General features: G+C 74.7%; 19 protein-coding genes. 9 read left to right on the top strand and 10 right to left on the bottom strand.

Annotated elements, in window-relative coordinates; translation table 11 throughout:
• Positions 1 to 2: 2 nt before the first annotated feature.
• Positions 3 to 896, bottom strand: a complete 894-nt coding sequence (locus WA762_RS08465; protein WP_335934375.1) for a sensor histidine kinase — start codon at positions 894 to 896, stop codon at positions 3 to 5.
• A 156-nt stretch (positions 897 to 1052) separates the two neighbouring features.
• Here WA762_RS08465 and WA762_RS08460 point away from each other — a divergent pair, with 156 nt between their 5' ends.
• The 6 genes from WA762_RS08460 (at position 1053) to WA762_RS08435 (ending at position 7474) form a co-directional block, all read left to right on the top strand.
• Positions 1053 to 1661 (top strand): response regulator transcription factor, encoded by a 609-nt coding sequence (locus WA762_RS08460; RefSeq protein WP_335934373.1) that lies wholly within the window; start codon positions 1053 to 1055, stop codon positions 1659 to 1661.
• 480 nt (positions 1662 to 2141) lie between these two features.
• Positions 2142 to 3836 carry a nucleotidyl transferase family protein gene (locus tag WA762_RS08455; protein ID WP_335934371.1) on the top strand — a complete coding sequence of 565 codons (1695 nt, stop codon included), beginning with the start codon at positions 2142 to 2144 and terminating at the stop codon, positions 3834 to 3836.
• Positions 3826 to 4815, top strand: coding sequence for a hypothetical protein (locus tag WA762_RS08450; RefSeq protein ID WP_335934369.1), 990 nt, complete (start codon positions 3826 to 3828; stop codon positions 4813 to 4815). Before WA762_RS08455 ends, WA762_RS08450 begins: the two co-directional genes overlap by 11 nt.
• A 238-nt stretch (positions 4816 to 5053) precedes the next feature.
• Positions 5054 to 5416: a YybH family protein gene (locus WA762_RS08445; protein ID WP_335934368.1), complete on the top strand. Its 363-nt coding sequence runs from the start codon at positions 5054 to 5056 to the stop codon at positions 5414 to 5416.
• A 1-nt stretch (position 5417) separates the two neighbouring features.
• Positions 5418 to 6167, top strand: coding sequence for a hypothetical protein (locus WA762_RS08440; protein WP_335934367.1), 750 nt, complete (start codon positions 5418 to 5420; stop codon positions 6165 to 6167).
• Complete coding sequence (locus WA762_RS08435; RefSeq protein ID WP_335934366.1) at positions 6164 to 7474, top strand: phenylacetate--CoA ligase family protein; 1311 nt, start codon at positions 6164 to 6166, stop codon at positions 7472 to 7474. Before WA762_RS08440 ends, WA762_RS08435 begins: the two co-directional genes overlap by 4 nt.
• Positions 7475 to 7581: 107 nt before the next feature.
• Here WA762_RS08435 and WA762_RS08430 read toward each other — a convergent pair whose 3' ends face one another.
• The 8 genes from WA762_RS08430 to WA762_RS08395 are packed head-to-tail and all read right to left on the bottom strand — an operon-like array spanning position 7582 to position 16563.
• The gene (locus WA762_RS08430) at positions 7582 to 8637 is read right to left on the bottom strand and encodes an NAD-dependent epimerase/dehydratase family protein (RefSeq protein ID WP_335934365.1); all 1056 of its coding nucleotides are present in this window, start codon (positions 8635 to 8637) and stop codon (positions 7582 to 7584) included.
• The gene (locus tag WA762_RS08425) at positions 8634 to 10166 is read right to left on the bottom strand and encodes a cation:proton antiporter (RefSeq protein ID WP_335934363.1); all 1533 of its coding nucleotides are present in this window, start codon (positions 10164 to 10166) and stop codon (positions 8634 to 8636) included. Before WA762_RS08425 ends, WA762_RS08430 begins: the two co-directional genes overlap by 4 nt.
• 46 nt (positions 10167 to 10212) lie before the next feature.
• Entirely contained in the window at positions 10213 to 11499 is a 1287-nt protein-coding gene (locus WA762_RS08420; RefSeq protein WP_335934362.1) for an oligosaccharide flippase family protein, read from the bottom strand.
• Positions 11496 to 12803: a phenylacetate--CoA ligase family protein gene (locus WA762_RS08415; protein ID WP_335934360.1), complete on the bottom strand. Its 1308-nt coding sequence runs from the start codon at positions 12801 to 12803 to the stop codon at positions 11496 to 11498. The genes WA762_RS08420 and WA762_RS08415 overlap by 4 nt, the downstream gene beginning before the upstream one ends.
• 36 nt (positions 12804 to 12839) lie before the next feature.
• Positions 12840 to 13508 carry a hypothetical protein gene (locus WA762_RS08410; RefSeq protein ID WP_335934358.1) on the bottom strand — a complete coding sequence of 223 codons (669 nt, stop codon included), beginning with the start codon at positions 13506 to 13508 and terminating at the stop codon, positions 12840 to 12842.
• Positions 13505 to 14767 carry an ATP-grasp domain-containing protein gene (locus WA762_RS08405; RefSeq protein ID WP_335934356.1) on the bottom strand — a complete coding sequence of 421 codons (1263 nt, stop codon included), beginning with the start codon at positions 14765 to 14767 and terminating at the stop codon, positions 13505 to 13507. The genes WA762_RS08410 and WA762_RS08405 overlap by 4 nt, the downstream gene beginning before the upstream one ends.
• Positions 14764 to 15762: a glycosyltransferase family 2 protein gene (locus WA762_RS08400; protein WP_335934638.1), complete on the bottom strand. Its 999-nt coding sequence runs from the start codon at positions 15760 to 15762 to the stop codon at positions 14764 to 14766. Before WA762_RS08400 ends, WA762_RS08405 begins: the two co-directional genes overlap by 4 nt.
• 45 nt (positions 15763 to 15807) lie before the next feature.
• On the bottom strand, positions 15808 to 16563 hold the full coding sequence (locus tag WA762_RS08395) for a HalD/BesD family halogenase (protein WP_335934355.1): 756 nt from the start codon (positions 16561 to 16563) through the stop codon (positions 15808 to 15810).
• Between the two features lie 447 nt (positions 16564 to 17010).
• On the opposite strand from WA762_RS08395, the gene WA762_RS08390 reads away from it, so the two are divergent.
• Complete coding sequence (locus WA762_RS08390; protein ID WP_335934354.1) at positions 17011 to 17991, top strand: UDP-glucuronic acid decarboxylase family protein; 981 nt, start codon at positions 17011 to 17013, stop codon at positions 17989 to 17991.
• Between the two features lie 382 nt (positions 17992 to 18373).
• Here the strand turns inward: WA762_RS08390 and WA762_RS08385 are convergent, their stop codons facing one another.
• A complete protein-coding gene (locus WA762_RS08385) occupies positions 18374 to 19360 on the bottom strand; it encodes a helix-turn-helix transcriptional regulator (protein ID WP_335934353.1) in 987 nt (328 codons plus the stop codon).
• A gap of 161 nt (positions 19361 to 19521) precedes the next feature.
• Here WA762_RS08385 and WA762_RS08380 point away from each other — a divergent pair, with 161 nt between their 5' ends.
• Positions 19522 to 19932 carry a hypothetical protein gene (locus tag WA762_RS08380; protein WP_335934352.1) on the top strand — a complete coding sequence of 137 codons (411 nt, stop codon included), beginning with the start codon at positions 19522 to 19524 and terminating at the stop codon, positions 19930 to 19932.
• 418 nt (positions 19933 to 20350) lie between these two features.
• The gene (locus WA762_RS08375; protein WP_335934350.1) at positions 20351 to 23152 is read left to right on the top strand and encodes an AfsR/SARP family transcriptional regulator; all 2802 of its coding nucleotides are present in this window, start codon (positions 20351 to 20353) and stop codon (positions 23150 to 23152) included.
• Positions 23153 to 23211: the final 59 nt, after the last annotated feature.

Genomic DNA, 23211 nt, shown 5'->3' with positions numbered 1-23211 from the left:
GGTCACGTACGGGGCACGGGACCCGGGGGACCGGGCGCGGGCGCGGGCCTCAGGGGGAAGCGGACCTCCAGGACGTGCTGCCCGGGGCGGCCGGCGCCGTGGACGAGGCGGCCCCCGGCGGCGGCGACCCGCTCGGCGAGGCTGCGCAGGCCGATGCCGGGGGCGGCGGGCCCGGCCGGACCGATGGCGGGGCCGGCCGCGTCGGTGGCGGGGCTGTTCGCGTCCGCGGCGGCGCCGTTCGCGTCGGCGGCGCGGCCGTTCGTGTCCGCGGCGGGCCCGTTCGCGTCCGTGGCGGGGCTGGTCGCGTCGGCGGCGGGGACGCCGTCGTTGGCGACGGTCAGCCGGACGGACTCCGGGCCCGTCTCGACCAGCAGCGCGCAGGTACGGGCGTCGCTGTGCCGGAGCACATTGGCGGTGGCCTCGCGCACCACCGTGGCCAGGACCGTCTGGAGCGGCGCGGGGAGCGCGGCGCGCGGCAGCGCGGTCTCGGTGCGGACGCCCGCGGACTCCAGGAGTCCGCGGGCCGACTCGATCTCCGTGTCCAGGGACAGGCAGTGGTAGCCGTGCGCGACCGTGCGCACCTCGTCGAGGATCCGGCGCATCCCCCGCAGCGCCTGGGCGAGTTGGTCGTGAGCGGTGTCCGGCCGGCCGTCGAGGAGCCGGTCCGCCAGCTCGCACTGGAGGATGACCGCCGACAGCCGAGGTCCGACCAGGTCGTGCAGATCGCGGGCGAAGCGCACCCGTTCCCCCACCACGATCCGGCGCCGCTCGTCGGCGGACAGACCGGTGGGCGGGCCGCCGGGGTCCGGAGAGCCGGCGGCGGCGCGGTCGCGCGGCGCGCGGCCGGGACCCGCCGAAGGGGCGGGCGCGGGTGAGGTGATCGGCGGCTGTGGCACGGCGGACCCCGCTCTGTCGTCGTCGGCTGCTCCTGCTGCCGGGAAGCCTCGCCGAGGCCGCTATCACCGGGCTATACGCGTCGGGCGGGCCCGCCGCGTTCCCTGGTACACAGAACGGCGAACGGCCGCCGTGCCGAGGGGGAGACAGGGGGACGCATGCAGCGGATCGTGCTGGCCGAGGACATGCACGTGATACGGGTGGCGCTGGCCGCGCTGCTGGATCTGGAGCCGGACCTGGAGGTGGTGGCCCAGGTGGGCAGCGGCGACGAGGTGGTCCCGGCGGTGATCCGCACGGGCGCCGACACCGCGCTCCTGGACATCGGGATGCCGGGCATGGACGGGATCGCCGCCGCGGCCAGACTCCGGGAGCAGGCGCCGGAGTGCCGCACGTTGATCCTCACCGGCATGCCGCAGCCGGGCAGGCTGTGGCGGGCCCTGGAGGCGCAGGTCGGCGGGTTCCTGCCGAAGGACTCCTCGCCCGACGAACTGGTCGACGCGGTCCGCAAGGTGGGGGCCGGGCGGCGCATCATCGACCCCGAACTGGCCATGGCCGCCTGGGAGATCGGGGACAACCCGCTCACCCCGAGGGAGATCGAGGTGCTGGGCCGGGTCGCCGGGGGCGCGGAGGCCGCGCAGATCGCGACGGCCACGAACCTGTCGGTGGGGACGGTGCGCAACTACCTCACGACCATCGTGAACAAGCTCGGCGCGCGCAACCGGGTCGACGCGCTGCGGATCGCCGGCGAGAACGGCTGGCTGGCCTGACCGACGGCCCGGCCCGCCGCGACGGACGCGGGGCGGCCCCGGCCGGCCGGGACGGACGTGGGGCGGAACTGGCCCGCCGGGATGGACGTGGGGCGGCCCCGGCCGGCCGCGACGGACGTGGGGCGGAACTGGCCCGCCGGGGGAGCGGTTCGCCGTCCCGGCCCGGGGACCTGCCGCGCCGTACGCGACCGCCCCGGCCGTACGCGGCTGCCCCGCCGTGTGCGACTGCCCCGCCGTACGCGGCTGTCCCGCCGTACGCGGCTGTCCCGCCGTACGCGGCTGTGCCGTGACGCGACCGCCGGGCCGTCTACGACCGCCGGGCCGTCTACGACCGCCGGGCCGTACGCGACCGCCCCGCCGTACGCGGCTGTGTCGTGACGCGACCGCCGAGCCATGCGCGACCGCCGGGCCGGATACGGCTTCCGGGCCGGGCACGGCCGCGTATAGGGCCTTCATCGGGCCCCGCGCTGTACTGCCGTCATGCCAATGACACGACGCGCGCGGGCGCGGGCGGGGGCCGCGGCGGGCACGCCCGGCGGCGGCCTGCACGCACAGGACCGGGCCGCCGCGCACTGGGCGCTCGACTACGCCCGGCGGCTCGCCGACCGGCACCCCCCGCACCACCGCATCCTGATCCAGACCAGCATGTCCCCGACCGGCTACTTCCACATCGGGAACTTCCGGGACACGGTCTGCGCGCATCTGGTCCACCGGGCGCTCGCGGGGATGGGCCGCCGCTCCGCGATCCTGCTGAGCTTCGACGACTACGACCCGGTGCGGGCGAGCCAGGCCGCCCGCGACCCGGAACTCGCCGGGCACGGCGGACGGCCGCTGGCCGTGCACCGGGAGCGGGCCACCCGGATCTGCCGGGCGTACCTCGCGGAGCTGCGGGCCGTGGGCATCCTGCCGGACGAGGCCGACGAGGACGGCCGCACCCCGCCGGACTCCCCCTGGCAGACCCACTACCAGTACGAGCGCTACCGCTCGGGCGAGTACCAGGAGCGCCAGCGGCGGTTCCAGCGCGACGCCGGACGGCTGGCGCGCCTGCTCGGCAGGGACGACGGGCGCGACCTGTTCGCCGTGTACTGCCTCCAGTGCGGCCGCAACGACACCGAGATCCACGAGCTGGACGCGGCGGCCGCCCGCTACCGCTGCCTGTCCTGCGGCGCCGGGCTCACCGCGCGCGACCCGGCCGTCGTCAAACCGTCGTGGGCGCTGGACTGGGCCCTGCGGGTCGCCCACGAGGACATCGACTGCGAGCCCGCGGGCCAGGACCACTGCAGCGCGGGCAGCACCATGGACCGCACCCGGCCGGTGTACGACCGCTATCTGCGCCGCCCGCAGCCGGTCATCGTGCCCTACGGGCTGGTGCGCGGCGAGCGCGGCGGCGGCAAGGTGTCCGGCTCGCGCGGCGGCGGCCCGTACGTCCGGGACCTGCTGGCGGTGTACCCGCCGGTGCTGGTGCTCTGGCTCTACGCCCGGGGCAACTGCCTGTCCGACTTCCGGCTCGGCCTCGGTCCCGGCGCGTTCTTCGGCGCGTACGACGCCTTCGACCGGTTCGTGCGCGCGGTGCCGCACCGGGAGCGGGAGCGCGCGCTCTGGGACCTGCTCGGCGACGAGGACCCGGCGGCCCGCGCCGCGCTGCCCCGGATGCGGACGGTGGTCGGCGCGCTCTACGCGCACGGCGGCCGGGCCGCCCCGGCGCTGCGCCGGCTGGAACGCCTGCACCCGCGGGCGGCGGGCGAACCGCTGGCCGAACGGGTGCGGCACGCGCGGAACTGGCTGAACACCCACGGCCGCCACCGCTACTGGGGCGCCCCCGCCGACTCCCGCACGGGCCCGGCGCACCCCCGGCGCGCGGCCCCCGCGGCCCCGGGCTCGCCCGCCCCGGGCACGGCCCTCGACGCGCTCCTCGACGGGCTGCGCGCCCACGACGGACCCGGCGCGCCCCGGGCCGCCCGCGCCCGCACCCGGGAGGACTTCCGGGAGATCTACGGGGCGCTGTTCGGCACGGCCCACGGCCCGCGGCTCGACACCCTCGCCGACGCCCTGGGCCCCGCCGTGCTCGCCGACGCGCTGGCCGCGTACCGCGACCACGGCCGCCGCCCGCTGCTGGAGCGGCCGTCCGACCGCCCCGACCCCGTGCTCCAGGAGGCCGTGCCGCATGCGGGCTGAGATCTTCACCCCCGGCGAGGAACCCGCCCCCGACGGCTGGGACGACTTCGTCCGGTCCGTGAACGGCTGCGCCCTGTGGGAGGAGCCGTTGCTGGAGGCGGCCGCGTGGGGCAGCCGCCGGCCGCTGCGCGCGGGCCTGGTCCGCGACCGCGGCGAACCGGTGGGCGCGTTCTGCGGGCACCTCGGGCTGCTGTCCCCGGCCCGCCGGTTCGCCGCGCCGGGCCGGCCCCGGCTCCCCGGCTGGTTCCAGACGCATCTGCCGAACAGCTTCAGCCGGGGCCGGACCTACGCGGCGGGGCTGGACCCCGCCGCCCGGGCCGCCGCGCTGCGCGCCTTCGGACGGGCGCTGCGCCGACGCCTGGGCGCGGGCTGCCTGGGCGTGCTGCACCTGGACGTGGAACGGGACGAACTCGACGAGATCCGGGGCCTGTTCACGGTGCGCCGGTCGACCGCCCCCTGTTCGGTGCTGCACAACCGGTGGGACTCGATGGACGCCTACTTCGCCGGTCTGCCGCGCACCCGGCGGCGCCGGCTGGCCGCCCTCCACGAGCGGATCGGCGGCGACCCCGGGCTGACCGCGGCCCATGAGACGGCCGTCGACCCGGTCCGGGCCAGCCGCCTCGACCAGCTGACCCGGATGAAGCACACCCGCCGCCCCGGCACGGCCGCGCCCCTGCTGCCCGTCTGGTTCGAGCGGCTCAACTCCCACGCCGGGGCCGCCTACTTCACCCACCGGGAACGCGCGTCGGGCCGGCTGCTCTCGTTCGACCTGGTGCTGGACGTGCCGGGCGGCTGGGCCACCACGGTGACCGGCTCGGACGGCACCCGCGACCTCTACCTGGACCTGTATCTGCGGGAGATCGACCGGATGATCCGCACCGGGACGCCCGCGATACAGCTGGGGCCCGGAATGCGCGACCTCAAGGCGTCCTTCGGGGCCGACGCGGTGCCGAGGCACGCGGTCGCCGTCCCGTTCTGAGCCCCGCGGGCCGAACGCCCCGCCGGGGCCCTCCCGGCACCCGGAACACCCCACGACCCCGCCCCACCACCCGGCCCCACCACCCGGCCCCACCACCCGGCCCCACGACCCGGCCGCACGACCCCGCCCCACGACCCCCGCCGCACGGGCCCGCCCCCGCGGGCGCCGGCCCGCGGCGGGACACCGAGACCGGCACCGAGACCGGCACACCGCCGAGAACGAGAAAGCAGGACCCCGCATGGAGTTCACCACCGCCCTCGACCGCCACCTGGCCGCCATCGCCGCCCGAGACCTGGACGCGTATCTGGACACCGTCCACGACGAGGCGGTCTACATCCTGCCCAACGGGAGGACGGTGACCGGCGCCGAGGAGGTCCGGGCCTTCCACCGGGGCTGGTTCCAGGACCCCGACTGGACCATGGAGACGGAACTGACCAGCACCCGCGTGCACCGGGACACCGCGGTCGCCGTGCTCCGCGTCGACTACCGCGACCTCGACCAGGACGGCAGGCCCTACCGGCTCGACTACCTGCTCAGCCTGGTCTTCGCCCGCACGGACGGCCGGTGGCTGCTCGTCCACGACCAGAACACCCACTGCTGACATGACCGGCGGATCCCAGCACCCGTCCCCGCTCCACCCGTACTCCCGGACCGTGCGCCGCGCCCTCGGCACGGTCCCGCACTACCGGGAGCGGTACGCCGCCACCGGCGCACTGCCACCGCTGACCCGCGCGGAGGCGCACGAACGGCGGCACCTGCTGATGCCGCTGGGCGAGGCGCCGCCCGCCCGCCGCGCGCCGGGCCGGCCGGCCGCCGAGCGCACCGCCGAGCTGTACGAGGCGCTCCGGCTGGCCGGCCACCGCACCCGGGGCCTCGACGTGTACGAGGTGGCGCGGGCGCTGCGCGACCCGGTGCGCGCCCACGGTTCCACCTGGCGGGTCCTGCTCGCCGCCGACGCGCCCGTCGACCCGTACGCGGAACCGGGCGCCCGGCCCGGCTCCGCCCCCGAGGGGCCCGCCCTGGTGATCGGGGACCCCGGGACGCCGGGCCGCCCGGACCAGGTGCGGGTGGCGCGGATCGGTCTGGCCGACGCGGCCGGGTCCGCGCCGCCCGGCGGCTCGCTCTGGTACGAGCCGTGGCTGGGCTGTCTCGGGGCGGTGCCCCCCTCCTGCGGGGAACTGCACCTCAACACCCGGCGGGTGCACGCCCGTCTGCTCGGCGGCGCGACCGTGCTGACCCTGCTGCGCAGGCGCCGCCCCACCCTCGTCCACGCGCGCCCGGAGGGGGCGGAGCGGTTCCGCCCGGGGCGCTGCCCCGAGCACGGCGCGCCGATCGTCCGGAGAACGTCATGACCCCAGGTCTCTCACCCGTGATGAAGCTGGGCCCGGTGCTGCGCAACCTGGTGCGCACCGTGCGCCTCGACCGGGCCGGCCCGGAGCGGATCGCCGAGGAACAGCGGCGGCTGCTGGTCCGGCTGGTGCGGCACGCGCAGGCGCGGGTGCCGCGCTACCGCGAGCTGATCGACCCCGGGACGGCGGCCGCGTTCCGGGGCCCGCGGGACCTGCCGTCGCTGCCGGTCCTGGACCGCGCCGACCTCCACGCCTGCCCGGCCGAGGAGCTGCTCGCGGACGGGTTCACCACCGCCGACACCAAGCCGGGCACCACCAGCGGCTCGTCCGGCATCCCCATCACCGTCCGCAACTCCGAGCACGACCTGGGGTATCTGCGCGCCTCGTACCTGTACGACATGCTGGCGTCCGGGCTGCGGCCGTGGGACCGGATGGCGTACTTCCGGGTCAAGCCGTTCCTGCGGCACCCGCTGGAGCGGTTCGGGGTGCTGCGCTCCTTCCACATCGACACCAGCGCCACCCTGGACGAGCAGGTCGAGGCGTTCCTGGCGGCCCGGCCGACGTTCCTGGTGGGCTTCCCCCATGTGATCGCCTCGATCGTGGACGAGCTGGAGCGGCGCGGGGTGCGGTACACCGGCGTGCGCCGGGTGCTGTTCGGCGGCGAGCGGCTGACGCCGACCGCGCGGGCCCGGGTGCTGGGGCGTCTGGGGGCGCGCTGCCACGAGGTGTACGCCTCGGTGGAGGTGTTCACGGTGGCCCGCACCTGCCGACGCGGCGCGCTGCATCTGCGGAGCGCGGACGTGGTGGTGGAGGTGGAGCGGGACGACGGTTCGACGGTCCTGGCCGACGGGAGCCGGGTGGTGGAGGGCGAGATCCTGGTGACCCGGCTGCACAGCGAGGCGATGCCGCTGATCCGCTACCGGCTCGGGGACCGGGTGACGATCGGCCCCGCCGAGTGCGGCTGCGGGCGGGCGGCCCCGGTGGTGCTGCGGGTGCAGGGGCGCAGCGAGGACCGCTTCCGGGGCGCGGACGGGCGGGAGTTCTACGCCGACTTCCTCACGTTCAAGGTGCAGGACTTCCCGGAGGTGGCCCGGATGCAGCTGGTCCAGCGGCGGCCCGCCCAGGTCACCGTCTCGGTGGTGCTGTCGCCGGACGCGGACGCGTCGGTGGTCGACCGGATCGCGGAGTCGGTGCGGGAGGCGGTGCCGGAGTTCGACGTGACGGTCGAGCGGGTGCCGTTCATCGCGCCGGAGCGCAACGGGAAGATCAAGATCGTGAAGGTGGCGGGAGTGGCGGAGGCGGAGGCCTGAGGGCCGTCCCGCAGGCGCGGAGCCAGGGCGACGGCCGTGTCCGGTACGGTCCCTCCCGTACCGGACACGGCCGTCGCCCCGTGTCCGCCTCCTTCCGGCCGTACGGCTCAGATCGAGCGGCGGGCCTCCAGGGCGGCGCGCCAGGACGGCGGGAGGTTGCGGACGACCTCGATGCCGGAGAAGACGGACGGCTCCTGCGGGCCGACCTCCTTCACCCAGCGGGCCATGCGGCCGATGCCGTCCTCCAGCTCCACCGGGGCGTCGGGGACCCCGAACACCTTGTGGGCCTTCTCATGGGTGGCGTAGGCGTCGCGCACCTCGTCCCGCTCCGGGAGGTGGTTGACGCGCAGCTCCACCCCCATCGCCTCGCAGACCGCCGCCGCGATGCGGTTGACCGTGTAGACCCGGTCGCCGCCGATGTTGAAGACCTCGTTGTACGCCTCGGGGACGTGGACCGAGCGGGCGATGGCCGGGGCCACGTCCTTGATGTAGCTGAACGCGCGGGTCTGCTCCCCGTCGCCGAAGACCGTGAACTCCTCGCCGCGCAGCGCCTGGTTCATGAAGATGCCGATGACGTTGCGGTAGCGGTCGCCGATGTTCTGGTACTCGCCGTAGACGTTGTGCGGCCGGAAGACGATGTGGGGCAGGCCGAACATCCGGTGGGTGACCTGGAGTTCCTGCTCGACGGAGAACTTGGCGATGCCGTACGGGTCCTCGGGGGCCGGCACCAGCTCCTCGCGCATCGGGAGCTGCCCCGCGCCGTAGACCGCGATGGACGAGGTGAACACGAAGCACTTGACCGAGCCCGCGTTGACGGCGGCGTTGATGAGGTTGACGCTGCCGACCACGTTGTTCATGTAGTTGAAGCGCTTGATGAAGTGGCTCAGGCCCTCGGCCGCGTACGCGGCCAGGTGGAAGACGTAGTCCACGCGGTGGGCGGCGAACACGGCGTCCACCACCTCGGGGTCGCACACGCTGCCGTGGCGGAACTCCGCGCCCGCGGGGACGTTGCCGCGCACGCCGCCGCTGAGGTCGTCGAGGACGACCACCCGGTGGCCCGCGGCGAGGAGTTCGCGCGCCACATGGGAGCCGATGAAGCCCGCGCCGCCGGTGACGAGGGAGACGGGGGCGGTGTCCGCGCCGGTGCTGCTGGCGGTGTTCATACGGGTTCCTTCTCTCTGGGGACGGGGTCGGAGTGCGGGGGAGCGGGGATCGCGGTCCGGCCGGTGAGCTTCAGCAGGCCGAGCGCGGGGCCGGTCATCACCGTGGTGAGGACGGCCATGACGACCAGGACGGTGAACGCGTTCTGGTTGATGAGCCCGGCGTCGAGGCCGGCCCTGAGCACCACGATCTCGGTGACCCCGCGCGCGTTGAGGAGCACCCCGAGGCCGAGCGAGTGACGCCAGGACAGGCCCGCGGTGCGGGCGGTGACGGCGGTTCCGGCGAGCTTGCCGGCGACCGCGGTGACGACCGCGACCGTTCCGGCCAACAGCAGCCCGGGGTGCCCGCTGACCTGGGTGAGGTCGACGGTCATGCCGACGGACAGGAAGAACAGCGGCAGCAGCAGCCGGCGGTTGAGCGAGTCGACGCGGACCTGCACGGCGGTCAGGGCGCTGCCCGCCCGGTGCGGCAGCAGCAGCCCGGCGAGGAACGCGCCGAAGATGGAGTGCACGCCGATCAGGTCGGTGAGCCGGGCCAGCGAGAAGACCAGCAGCAGGAGGGCGACGAGCCGGGCGGCGGCGGGCAGCCCGACCCGGTCCGACCACTGCTCGGCGGCCCGCACCAGGGGGCGGCCCAGCAGCAGCACCGCGGCGGCGAACGCGGCGGCCAGCAGCACCGTGCCGCCGGCGCCCCAGACGCTGCCCGCGCCGGCCACGGCCATCGCGGTCGCCAGCGCCCCCCAGGCGATGACGTCGCAGGCCGCGGCGCAGGTCATCGCCATGGTGCCCAGCGGGTGGCGGGACAGGCCGGACTCCTGCACGATCCGGGCCAGCACCGGGAACGCGGTGATGCTCATCGCCGTGCCCAGGAAGATCGCGAACGGCAGGAAGCCCACGTGCCCGGCGGCGAACTCCCGGTAGACCAGCCCGGAGGACAGCACCCCGAGCACGAACGGGATGATCATGCTGCCCTGGCTGACCGCGCCCACCACGCGCCCGCTGCGGCGCAGCTGGGAGGCGTCGAACTCGGAGCCGACGGAGAACATGAAGAGGATGAGGCCGACCTGGGCGAGCAGGCCCAGAACCGGCTGGGCGGCGTCCGGGAAGAACAGCTCCTTCGAGGCCGGGAGGAACGCGCCCAGGCAGGACGGGCCCAGCAGCAGACCGGCCGCGATCTCGCCGACGACCGGCGGCTGGCCGATCCGGCGGGCCAGCCCGCCGCCCGCCGCCGCGACGGCGGCGACCGCGGCCAGCGCGGCCACCACCCGCAGGAGCGTCCCGCTGGCCTGGGCGGCCTCGGCCGGGGGCGTCGCCGCGGCGCCCGCGGGGAGGTCGTCGGGGGTGCCCAGGCCCAGGCCGAGCACGGCGAAGAGCGCGCCCAGGGCGAGCGCGGAGATCAGCAGCGGGTAGACGACGCCGCGCCAGGGCGGGCGGCCGCCGCCCGGGTCTCCTCCGACGGGGCCGCCGTCGGCGGGGCGGCCGCCGGCCGGGCCGTCTCCGGCGGGGCCGCGGCTGGTCCGGGGATGGTTCATCGGGTGGGCTCCAGGTGGGTCGGGTCCGCGCGGGGCGCGGCGGCGGTCACGGGGCGGGCGCGGCGGCCGGTTCCGGGGCGGTTCGCAGCAGGAGACGGGCGGCCAGGACGTGGGCGATCTCCCCGGCCGCGAGCGCGGCGACCGCGCCGAGCGCGCCGTACGCGGGCACCAGCACCAGGCCGAGCAGGACCGCGCACAGCAGCCCGGCCACCGATCCGGCCGCGGTGATCCGCAGGGTGCGCGTGGTGGCGTTCTCCAGCAGGTAGTTGAGGCTGCCGACCGCGAAGAACAGCGGCACGCACAGCAGGTACAGGAGCAGGACGGCGACCGGCGGCGACACCAGGCCGCCCTGCGCGGCGTGCCGGGTGAGCGCCAGCGCCGCCGCCGTCCACAGGGCTCCGGCCACCGCGACCCGCGGCAGCCGCCGGAGGAACCGGCGGTCGAGCCGGGCGTCCGCCGCGGCGCGCAGGGTCAGCGACACATGGGGCTGGAAGAGCCGCAGCAGATAGCCGAAACCGTTCAGCAGGACCGACGAGGCCAGCACCATCAGATACAGATGGCCGCTCTGCTCGTGGTGGCGGGAGGCGGCGAGCAGCGTGAAGAGCAGGCTGACCGTGCCGGAGGCCGCCACGTCGCCGGACGCCATCAGCAGCGAGGTGGTGACCGCGGGCACGGCGACCCGGCGGCGCACCGGCCGGGCTGCGGCCCGGTACAGCGCGGGCAGATGGGCCAGGTCGAGCAGGGCCGTTCCGCCGAGGATCCAGCCGATGAAGGCCGCCGGCCCCCAGCCGAGCAGGGCCGTGAGGCCGGTCCCGGCGACGACGATCAGCGACAGGGCCGCGAAGTTGGCGATGTCGGCCCGGTTGCGGCCCAGCGCCCGGCAGAGCCCGACCAGGACCGTGTTCAGGCCGAGCAGGGCGGCGTACAGGCCGGCCAGCAGCACCGGCAGCCGGTGGTCGCCGGCCGGGACGAACGCCGCGGCGCAGCCCAGCCCGAGCACGACGGCGCCGGTGAGGGCCAGGGCCGAGGTCAGGAAGACGGTGATCAGCTGCCCGCCGGTGCGGCGGGCCCGGGGCACCAGCTTCAGGGCGGACTTCTCGATGCCGAGGGAGGTGAGGGTGGTGAGGACCTGGGCGGTGCCCATGGCCCCGGCGTACCGTGCGTACGGGCCCTGCCCCCAGCTCGCGAGCAGCGCGGTGTTCGCCCCGAGCAGGGCGAGCCGGAAGGCGGCGCGTCCGGCGAGCAGGGAGGCCAGCAGCCCGGCGGTGGGCCGCCGCGAGGCGGGCCCGCCCGCCCCACGGTCCCGCGCCGGGGCCGGGGCGGCGGCGGTCACGGGGTGTCGGCCGGCACCGGCCCGGGTGCCACCGCCTCGGAGGTGACGAAGCGTCCCTTGCCGCCCGCGGTGATCTCGACGCGGTCGGCCCGGACGACCCGGAGCGGGAACGCGCACTCGGCCGCGGTGTGCAGCCGCCGGGTCACCGCCGCGCACAGCTCGGCCCAGGCGTCCTCGTCCATCGCCCCGTCCGGGACCACGTCGAGCCGCACCGCGCCCGCGCGGTCCTGGTGGACGCCGCACTCGGCGATGCCGGGGAAGGTCGCCGCCAGGTGCAGGAAGGTGTCCGGGTAGAGATGGCGCCCGGTGGGCAGCAGCACCGAGTCGTTGACCCGGCCGACGGTCAGGCGCAGGGTGCGGAAGCGCCGCCCGCACGGGCAGGGCCGGGTCTCGATCCGGCCGACGTCCCCGAGGTCGTAGCGGATCAGCGGCATCGCGCGCTCCATGAACGCGGTCACCACCACCCGCCCCTCGGAGCCGTCGGGCAGCGGCCGGCCCTCCTCGTCGAGGATCTCCACCAGCAGACGGTCCTCGGCGAGGTGGGCCCGGCCGCGGCTGCACTCGTAGGAGACGTTGAGGACCTCGAACGCCGAGTACTCGTCGCGCACCGGCGCCCCGAACTCCCGCTCGAACAAGGCCCGGTGGGCGTCGACGAGGAGTTCCGACTCGGTCATGACCAGCCGCAGGGTGCGGCGCAGCACGGTCAGCTCGGCGGGGGTCATCGCCCGCAGCAGGGCCCGCAGATGCACCGGGTAGCCGATGATCACCTGCGGCCGCTCGGCGAGGAGCTCGGCCTTGATGTCGTCCATCGGCCGGTCGGTGAGCAGCACATGGCGGCGGAACAGCTTGGCCTTCTCGAAGCCGCGCGACGGCGGCGCGAAGGGCCGGATGTGCGAGAGCCGGTCGGTCGGCAGATAGCGGCGGGTCGCCAGGAACCGGCGCACGCACGCGGCCATGTGGTAGTCGTGGCTGCGGTCGTCGTGCACCACGGTCACCCGGCGGCCGGTGGAGCCGCTGGTCCGGAACGTGGGCAGGGCGCCGGGCCGCGCCCCGTCGGCGAGGAAGTCCTCCAGGGGCCTGGCACGCAGGACCTCCTTGTTCAGGACGGGGAGCCGGGCCGCCTCGGCGAGGGTGCGCAGCGGCCCGGTGCGGTAGGCCGGGTCGTCGCGGTAGTACGGCACCCGGGCGCGGGCGTGCGCCACCATCCGGTTGAGCTGGGCCAGCTGACGCCGGCGCAGCGCGCCCCGGGTGCCGTACTGGCGGGCGTACGCGACGGGCACGTACGCGGCCTCTCGGAGGAACATCGTCGTCTCCTCGTGGTTTCTCCGGCGCGGCGGCCGTCAGCCGGCCTCGGGGACCCGGGCGCCGGGGCGGCGGAAGATCCGGGCGACCGGGGCGAACCAGCGGGTGGGGGCGAACAGCACGAACACGACGAGCACGAGGTGGGTGACGATGAAGGCGTACGCCTCGTACTTGCTGGGGGCGTGGCCGAGGAAGACCGTCATGTGCGAGGCCCAGTTCCACACCTCGGGGATGGTCTGCCACTGCGGGTCGGTGTGGTCGTTGACGGTGAGGTAGGCGAAGTCCTCGACGCCGGAGAGCATCAGCAGGATCATCGCGTAGGACAGCCGGCGCACCAGATGGGCGGCGCCGCCGCCGACGCGGAACGAGAACGCGAGGCTCAGCGCCAGGAACGGCGTCAGCGTCAGGATGTAGTAGTACAGCTCGGGGTGGACCTCCGCGACGAAGAAGATCTTCGGCACGAAGTAGACGAAGTAGACGAGGAAGCAGAGCGGGATCGCCAGATGCAGGTGGATCCGCCTGGCCCAGGCCGGGTCGAGCTGGGCGACGGCCTCGGTGGCCAGGATGAACGGCACCAGCTTGAACAGCAGGATGCCGAGGCTCTTGACCTCGCGGTCGTGCGGCATGACGAACCACACGACGCCCGCGAAGACGCCGGCGAGCGCGAAGAGGATCAGGAAGGGCGCGTTGCGCCGGACGGTGTTCACGGGGTCTTCTCCGTAAGGAGTTCGGGGCTGACGGGCGGGATGCGCGGGGCCCGGGGCGGGTCGGGTTCCACGTCGAAGCGGAGCAGGGCGTCGGCCCGGGCGCGCGCCGCGCGGAGCTCGGCGTGGCTGTCGGCGACCAGCAGCAGATAGCCGAGCTTGTGGCCCGCCTGGGTGTAGCGGTGCACACGGTCGCCGGGGCTCGCGAAGATCTGGAGCTCGGCGGTCTGCGGCAGGGCGCGGACGGCGTCGGCGCCCTCGACGGCGCGCAGCACGCCGTCGGTGTCGCCGGTGAGGATCCGCAGCGCGGTCTTCTTGTCGTGACGCGGGGTCAGGTCGAAGTCCTGGCCCAGCGCGAGGCGCAGCGCCGCCTCGTAGGTGTTGATGCCGTAGGCGTGCCGGACCAGGAGCGGCATGCCGTTGCCGCCGAGCCGGGCGCCCATCTCGATGAAGCGGATCTCGTCGGTGTGGTCGTCGACGACGAAGTCGAAGTTGACCGGGCCGTCGACGTGCCCGAGCTCCCCGCAGACGTCCATGATCAGGGAGCGCAGCCGGATCTCGGTGGCGGGCGCCAGTTCGGCCGGCACGGTGTGGCCGGTGGTGATCATCCGGGGGGCGCCGGTGGTGGTGCGCTCGGTGACGGCGACGGTGCCGAGCCGGGCGCCCCGCAGGAACGCCTCGGCGGACAGGTGCCGGCCCAGCAGCATCTCCTCGACGATGACCTGTCCGGAGAAGGAGTGGCGGCGCGCCTCGTCGAGGGCCGCGGGCAGGGCCTCGGGGTCGGCGACGACCTGGACGCCCTTGCTGCCGGAGGAGTCGCTCGGCTTGACGATGACGGGCATCGGCAGCGCGGCGGCGGCCCGCAGCAGCCCGTCCGGGTCGTCGGACTGGACGTGCCGGTACACCGGCAGGCCGAGCCGCGCCAGGACGGAGTGGAAGTACCCCTTGTCGACGGAGGCCCGCACGGCGTCCGGGGCGGGCTGGTGCGGGGTCTTCAGGAGCCGGCTCAGTTCGGCGACCGACTCCTGCGCCGCGTCGCTGGCCGGCGAGAGGACCGCCGCGACGTCGAGGTGCCCCACCATCGCGGCGATCCGTTCCGGCGCCCGGGTCGTCATGCGCAGGAACAGGTCGGCGGCGGCGGCGCCGAGCGCCTCGGGGCGCTGGTCGACGCCGATCACGCCGTAGCCGAGGCGGCGGGCCTCGTGGTAGGCGGGCAGCTGGTCCTCGCCCCCGCCGAGCACGAGGATGTGGGACTTGGTCATGGCAGATTCCCTGTCTGCAGCACCGGTCCGGGCGTCGCCCGGCCGGTGGGCTCGTTCTGGTACGCGTAGAGGTCGTCGCGCGGCCGTACGGGGAAGCTGGCCTCGCGGATCTGGTAGCGCGGCAGGCCGGCGCCGCCGCGCATGATGCGCACCAGGTAGCGGGCGAGCAGCGCCAGCGCGCCGATGCCGACGGCGTGCAGGATCACCGACGCCGTGGCGAGGAGGGGCACGCCGCCGTGCCCGAGGGCGAGCGCCGCGGCGGCCGCCGCGGCCGCCGCCGCCGCGAAGTAGACGAGGGCGAGCGGCCGGTAGGAGAAGCCGACGAACAGGTCCGTCGCGTGCCGGAACAGCTTGCCCAGCGACCACTTGCCCCGGCCCGCGTTCCGCGCGGAGTGCGCGGTCTCCACCGTGGTGTACCGGGCGCCGATCAGCGGCAGGGTGGCGATGAAGTACGGGGTGCTGACCTCGCACTCGGCGACCTTGCGGGCCACCGCGGTGCGCACCACCCGGAACACCGAGGCGTGGACGGGCAGTTCGATGCCGAGGATGCGGGTGGCGATGGCCTGGTGCCCCCGGGTGCCGAGCCGCCGGTACCAGGGGTCCTGGCGGGACCTGCGGACCGCGAAGACCGCGTCGTAGTCGCCCTCCACGGCCCGCTGGGCCAGCTTGTGGAGTTCGGCCGGCGGCGACTGGAGATCGGCGTCGAGCTGGACCGTCCATTCCTTGGACGCGTAGGCGAATCCGGCGGTGAAGGCGGATTCGAGGCCGAAGTTCCGGGCGAACGAGAGATAGGCGACGCGCGGGTCCGACGCGGCGATTCGCTTGATGATCTCAAGAGTGCGGTCGGTGCTGCCGTCGTCGATGAAGAGGATCTCGGAATCCTCGTACCGGTATATCTCCTTCTTGATTTCCAGGTATGCCTGCTCTATGCACTCCTCCTCGTTGTAACAGGGCACCATCGCGGTGATCGAAAGCGTGGCAGGCAACCTGGCCATCATTCGCTGATCTCTCTTTTCCCGGCCTCCTGGTGTTTCGTCCGCTCAGTCGAACATCGCGTTCATGGTCTCGTGCGTGGCGGTCTTCGACAGATCGGCGTTGCTGGCCCAGCAGGTGTTGAGGATGATGCGGGTCTTGTCCGCGTTCAGCGGGACCGTGCGGTGCAGGGTGGTGTCCGAGCGCAGGAAGTACAGGTCGCCCTTGGCGTGCCCGTAGGAGCGGATCGGGTGCGCCTGGAGGTACTCCTCGACCCGCGGGTCGTCCTTGTTCCAGTCGGTGTGCGGGATGGCCTGGAGCATGCCGCCGTACTCCAGGGACGGCGCCTCGATCAGCCAGATGACGGTGAAGCTGAAGTCGCCCCAGTGCCAGCCGTGGGTGTCGCCCTTCTGGTGCTGGCGGGTGATGATGTACTTCTCCTCGTCCCACGGGCAGTCCACCACCTCCTCCTTGGCCAGGCGGGACAGGAAGCCCTTGAGCGCGGGGGACTCGTAGACGGCGGGGACGAGCGAGCCGTCCGAGGCGATCGCCTTCTGGCCGACCGTCGACATGTAGCGCGGCGAGTCGCCGGTCTCCTTGAGGCGGATGTCGATGCGCTTCTGGTGGGTGTCGATCAGCTGGTGGGTCTCGGCGGCGACCGCGGCGAAGACCTCCTCGGAGACCAGCCCGGGGAGCTTGACGTAGCCCTCGCGGCGGAAGTGCTGGGAGAGCTTGAGGACCTCGTGGTCGTCGCTGAAGCGCTCCGCGATGTTCTTCGCGATCAGTTCTTCCACGTTGTCCGCGGTGATGGCGTGCTGCGACATGGGGTACGACTCCTTACGTGTTGCCGCTGCCGGAATTCCTGGGCGAGTTCTCGCCCCGGCCCGTTTCCGGCTGTTGTTGACGGCTCGATTCTGCGGGGGCGGCCGATGCCGCCGGTAGTGTTCCGCTCACCGATCGGGCGTGAACAACACACCCCTGGGAGGCCCCGGATGAGGAACGCACACCGCGGCTGAGGAATTCACGCCGGATGTGACTCCCTCACACCGGGCATGAGAACTTCACACCGGATGTGAGGACGTCATACGGGGGCGGCTCATGAGAAACGCACGCTTGCGGGGGCAGCTGCTTTCCTGTCACATTCCAACGTGCCCCGGGAATCACTTCTGACATTCCCGTGCGGGCGTGCCATGCGATTCCCGGGATACCGGTCCAGGGACGCGATCACGGGGACCCGGTGGCGGGGACGCGATTCCAGGGAGGGAATGAGAATGGCCAGGACAGCTGTGGTGGCCGGCGGGGCGGGGTTTCTCGGCTCGCATCTGTGCGAGCGGCTGCTCGCGGACGGCTGGGGGGTCGTCTGCGTCGACAACTTCAGCACCGGTGACCCGCAGAACGTGGCCCATCTGGTCGGTACGGACGGCTTCCGGCTGGTCGAGGCCGATGTGTGCGAGGGGCCGCTCGCCGTGGAGGGCGAGGTCGCGGCCGTGCTGAACCTGGCCTCGCCCGCGTCACCCGTGGACTATCTCGAACTGCCGCTGGAGACCCTGCGGGTGGGGGCCGAGGGCACCCGCCTGCTGCTGGACCTCGCCCGCGAGCGGGGCGCCCGGTTCGTGCTCGCCTCCACCTCGGAGACGTACGGCGACCCGCTGGTGCATCCGCAGCCGGAGAGCTACTGGGGCAACGTCAACCCGGTGGGGCCGCGCTCGGTGTACGACGAGGCGAAGCGGTACGCGGAGGCGCTGACCATGGCCTACCGGCGCACCCACGGCGTGGACACCGGCATCGTGCGCATCTTCAACACGTACGGGCCGCGCATGCGCGCCCATGACGGCCGTGCCGTGCCCACCTTCATCCGGCAGGCGCTCGCCGGGGAGCCGATCACGGTCGCCGGCGACGGCTCGCAGACCCGTTCGCTGTGCTACGTCTCCGACCTGGTCGACGGCCTGGTGCGGATGGCCGGGTGTTCGCTGGACGGCCCGGTCAACCTCGGCAACCAGGAGGAGATCTCCATGCTCCGGCTCGCCGAGTGGATCCGCGAGCTGACCGGTTCGGCCTCCGACGTCGTGCGGGTGCCGAGGCCGGTGGACGATCCGTCGGTCCGCCGCCCGGACACCACCAGGGCCCGGGAGGACCTCGGGTGGCGGCCGCGGTTCAGCACCGCGCACGGGCTGGCCGAGACCGTCGACTGGTTCCGGGACCGGCTGGGGGACGGGCGCGCGGCCCTGCAGCTGACCGGCGCGGAGGACTGACCGGCGCGGGGAACGAGCCGGTACGGGGAACGGGCCGGTACGGGGAACGGGCCGGTACGGATGGGCTGACCGGCGCGGAGAACGGGCCGGCATGGAGAACGGGCCGGTGCAGAGGATGTGTAGGGGCTGACGGCACCCTGGGCGGGCACGTCGCACAATGAGGGGGATCGCCGTGTCGGCCCTGCACAGCTTCTCGAAGACCCCGCCCGGCCCGGGACGTCCGCCCCGCCCGTGCGCCGGCCGGGCGGCCCCGGCCCCGCGCCGAACGGGACTCGGCCCGCCCCGGACGGAACTCGGTCCGGGCCGGACGGAACTCGGCCCGGACACGGAGCCGGCCGGCCCGGCCCGGACCGGCTCCAAGACAGGGCCCAGGCCGACCGGCCTAGACGCAGAGCCAGCCCCGCCCCGCGGCGAGCACGCCCGCCTCGAACCGGCTGCGGGCGCCCAGCCGCTGCATCAGGTCGGCCGTGATGCGCCGGGTCGTCCGCACCGACACCCCCAGCTGGCGGGCGATGGAGTCGTCCGTCATGCCCTGGCCGAGCAGTTCGAGCACCGCCCGCTCCGGCGGGGAGAGCGGATCCTCGTCGCTGCGGGGCGCGGACGCGCCCAGCGGACGGGCCTGCTGCCAGGTGTTCTCGAAGAAGGCCAGCAGCGCGGCGACGGCGCCCGTGCCGTGCAGCACCAGGGCCCCCAGGTCCGCGGCGGTCGGGTCCACCGGCACGATCGCCGTGCGTCTGTCGTAGATGAGCATCCGCGACGGCAGCCGGGGCACGGTCCGCACCTGCCCGCCGCGCTCCCCGAGCCAGTTCACGTACTCCCGGGTGGCGGGCGAGTTCGTCGCGCTGTCGAGGAACACGTAGCGCAGCTGGACGCCCCGGTCGATGGCCGCCTGGTCCAGCGGACGGGCGGCCGCCAGGTTCTCCGCGCTCTGCCCGCCGCCCGGCACGAAGGCCGCGACCTCGGTGGTGGAGGTGCTCGCGAGGTGCTCGATCTTCGATTGGATCCGGTCCATGGTCCGGAGCTTCTCCACCTCGTCGGCCGTCTGCCCGCCCGAGGCGCGGATGTCGGCCAGCATCCGGGTCATGGCCAGACGGCCCGCGCTGATCCGGCGTTGCCGTTCGAGGATCTCCTCCTCCTGGCTCACCAGCAGGGCGGTCAGCCCCAGCTCGGGGTCGACGGCCCGCCCCGGGCCGCCGTCCGCCGACGGGCGTACGAGCGAGAGCGCGGCCAGCCGGTCCAGCGCTGCACGAAAACGCTCCTCGGTCCAGCCCAACTGGGCAACGAGGCTGGAAATGCTCGCAGTTCCGTCCGCGAGCATGACGCGGTACACCGCTTCCTCGTCCGGACCAAGTCCCAGTTGACGCAGCATCTATCCCTCCCCCAAAGGCAGAAGCCCCACAGTCCGCACGCGCTGGCCCTCTGGTCGGATGACGCGTCCGATGTGAGCCAACACCTTATTCGATGGCCGAAAGTTCACACGAGTTCCACGCAAATGACCGTGACAAGTGGAGGGCGGGCCTCATGTATGTGGTGAATCTTCACCCCGTCCCTGTCCCCGATCCCGTCCCCGATCCCGTCCCCGATCCCGAACCCGGCCTGGATCACGGTCTCGGCCCCGTCGTCGGTCACGGCACCGACCCCGGCCCCGGTTCCGGCACCGGCCCCGGTTGCGGTTCCGATTCCTCGTACCGCCGGCGGACCGCTGACGTCGGCGCCGCGCTGCGGGAGGCGGTCCGTCCCGGCCATCGGGTGGCGCACATCTACGCCCAGCCGTGGGAGTCGGGTGCGGCGGTGCTCTTCCTGTCCCAGCCCACCCTGGCCGACGCCGAGCGCGCCGCGGACGACGTCCTGTCACGGTGCCGGGCCCGCCTCACGAGGGGATCCGTCGTCCCGCTGACCATGCTGGTGGAGCTGCTGGCCCAGGAGAGCAACCCGTGGTGAGCCGCGAGGCGGGCGACCGCCGGTGGCGGGGAGCAGCCGTCCGGCCCCGATCCGGGACCTTGTCCGTGTCCTGCCACGGGACCTTGTCCGTGTCCTGCCATTGCAGCTCCCTGACAGAGATCAACCCTGGGCAAAGCTCTGGCCATCGCGCAAAGTTGCTCGCACCGGTCAGGAGGCCCCGCCGGAACGGTGGGGCCTCACGGCGGCCTCTCGTACGACCACACGAGGTCCGCCCGCGCCGGGAATTCGGGAGACCGCTTCGCGGGGCCGGAACCGGCCCCGTGCGCAGCACAGGGGGACACGATGAACCTTCCGTACGGAACCGCCCGCGCCTCATTGCCCGCCGCCGGCGCCCCGGGCCACCGCCTCCGCCGGAGCCGGCGGAACCAGGGCGGCAACATCTGGGGTCCGTGACCTCGTGGCCACGACGGAATCCCCGCGCCGGGACGTGCCGCACACTCCCCGCCCGGCCCCGACGGGCGGCCCCCGCCCGAACGCCTCGGGCGCTCCGCGAAGCCCGGCCCCGACGGGCGCCCTGCGCCTGCGTCTGCTCGGGCCGGTCGAGGCCCAGCGCGACGGCGAACCCCTCCACCTGGGCGGCGCCAAGCCCCGCACGGTCCTGGCGGCCCTGCTGATCGCCCGTGGCCGGGTCGTCGCCGACACCGAGCTCACCGCGCTGCTGTGGGGCGACCGCCCGCCCGCCACCTGCTCCGCCCAGATCCACACGTACGCCTCCCGGGTGCGCCGTCTGCTCCCCGGCGTCGACGTGGAGCGCCGCCGCCCCGGCTACCTCGTCCGGCTGCCGGAGCACGGCGTCCACGTCGACCTGTTCGCCTTCCAGGAACGGGCGGCGCGCGGTGCCGCCGCGCTCGCGGCCGGCGACCCGCGCACCGCGGCCGACACCCTGCGCGAGGCCCTCGCCTGCTGGCGGGGCGAGGCGCTGGGCGGAGTCTGCGACCCGCTCGTCGACGTCGAACGCGACCGGCTGGAGGAGGAACGTCTGGTCGCCCTCGAACGGCGGCTCGACGCCGATCTGGAACTCGGCCGGCATGCCGAGCTCATCCCCGAGCTCATCGCCGAGATCGCGTCCCACCCGCTGCGAGAGGGGCTGCGCGCCAAGCTGATGACCGCGCTGTACCGGGCCGGCCGGCAGGCCGACGCACTCGCCGCCTACCGGGCCGCCCGCGCCACGCTCGCCGAGGAGCTGGGGCTGGACCCCTGCGCCGAGCTCCAGCGGCTGCACCAGGCGATGCTCACCGGGCACCCGTCGCTGCAACCCCGCCCACCGCGCACACCCGGCCCGCCGCGCCCCTCGCCCGCCGCCGAGTCCGTCACCGGCGCGTCCACCATCGGCGCGCCCGTCCCCGGCGCGTCCGTCCCCGTACCGCTCTCCGCCGCCGCGTTCCCCGAGGGCCGGGGCCCGGCCGCCCCCGCACCCGCGCCTGCCTCCGTCCCCGGCCCCGCGTCCGCACCCGCACCCGCAGCTGCCTCCGCCTCCGCCTCCGCGTCTGCGTCCGGGCCCGTCCCTGTCCCTGTCCCCGTCCCGGCACCCGTACCCGTGCCCGTACCTGCCGAACTGCCGCCCGACCCGTCCCACGTCGTCGGCCGCGACCAGGAGGTGACGCGGCTGAGCACGGCCCTGAGCGACCACCGGTCGCGCGGCGGTGAGCCGGCCGTGCACGCCGTGACCGGCATGGTCGGCGTCGGCAAGTCGGCCGTGGCGCTGCGGGCCGCGCACCGGGTCCGGCACCGCTACCCCGACGGTCAGGTCCATCTCGACCTCCGCGGCTCCGGCCCGGCGCCGCTCGACCCCGCGGAAGCGCTCGCCGAACTGCTGCGGCTGCTGGGCGCGGACCCCGACCGGCTTCCGTCCGGCCTCGACGCACGCGTACGGGCCTACCGCACCCGGATCGCGGACCGGCGGCTGCTGCTCGTCCTCGACGACGCGGCCGACGAGCGCCAGGTCCGCCCGCTGCTGCCGGTGACCGAGGGCTGCGCGGTCCTGATCACCAGCCGCCGCGCGCTGCACGCCCTGGACGGGGCGGTCCGGACGGTGCTGCGCCCGCTGACCCGCGCGGACGCCCACGGTCTGTTCGAGACGCTGGCGGGCCGGGCCCGTACCGCCGCCGAGCCCCGGGCGGCGGACGCCGTCGTCGAGGCGTGCGCGGGGCTGCCGCTGGCGCTGCGCATCGCCGGGCTGCGGGCCGCCGCCCGGCCGTCGTGGCCGCTGTCCGCGCTGGCCCGGCGGCTGACGGCCGACGACCGTGTCCTGGACGAACTCGCCCTCGGTGACCTGTCGTTGCATGACCGCCTGAGGGGCGGGTACCGCCGGCTCGCGCCGCCGGAACGGCGCGCCCTGCGGTTCCTGTCGGCGCTGGGACCGCGTCCCGTGACGCCGGAGACCGCCGCCCGCGCGCTCGGCGTCGGCCCCGACCGGGCCGAGGACCTGCTCGCCGGGCTCGCCGAGGCGCACTGGACCGAGCAGGCCGGCCCGGGCGGCGCACCCGGCCACCGGCTGCACCCCCTGGTCGGGCTGTTCGCCCGGGAACTGCTGGCCCGCGAGGAGGGCGGCGTCCCGCTGCCCCTGCCGGTACGGGCGGCCGACGGTGGCGCCGAGCCGTCGACGCTCCCGTCGGCACGGCCCGCGGCCTGCGGCGCTTCCGCCCCGCCGCGGGCGCGGACCGCGGGGCCGCAGCCAGTACTGGTTCCGATGCCCGTGTCGCCGCCCACGCCGTTGCGGCCCGCCTGCTGCTGCCCGCCGCCGACACCGAGAGCGGTGCCAACGCCCGCAGCGGCAGCGATCCCGGCACAGGCACTGGCACAGGCACAGGTACGGGCAGAGCCACAGGCACGGGCAGAGACAGAGACAAAGACGGGAACAGGGGCAGGGCCAGGGCCAGGGACAGGGCCAGGAACAGGAACAGGGACAGGGACAGCAGTCCCGGCACCGGCTTCGCCTCCGGTTCCGCTTCTGCTTCCGGTTCTGGTTCCGGCGCCGCGCCCGGTCGCACTGCCGTTACGAGTCGCCGGGCACGCCCCGGTCCCACTTCCGTCTCCGTCTCCGTTTCCGGCCCCGCCTCCGGTTCCACATCCGATGCGGACCGTCGGGTGCTCCCCGGCGCCGCCCCAGTCGCCGGGCGGCGGCTCCTCGCTGCTGCTGCCGCTCCCGCTCCCGGTGCGGTCCGTTCCGGACCGCACCCGTACCGGCCGGGCGAACTGACCCTCCGTCACCGCCGCCGGGATTCACCTGGCGGCCCCGGCGGAGATGAGGCACAGTCC

This window comes from Streptomyces tyrfis, assembly GCF_037034285.1.
Lineage (GTDB): Bacteria > Actinomycetota > Actinomycetes > Streptomycetales > Streptomycetaceae > Streptomyces.
The sequence above is the reverse complement of the archived record's forward strand: the minus strand, read 5'-3'. Positions and strand labels throughout refer to the sequence as shown.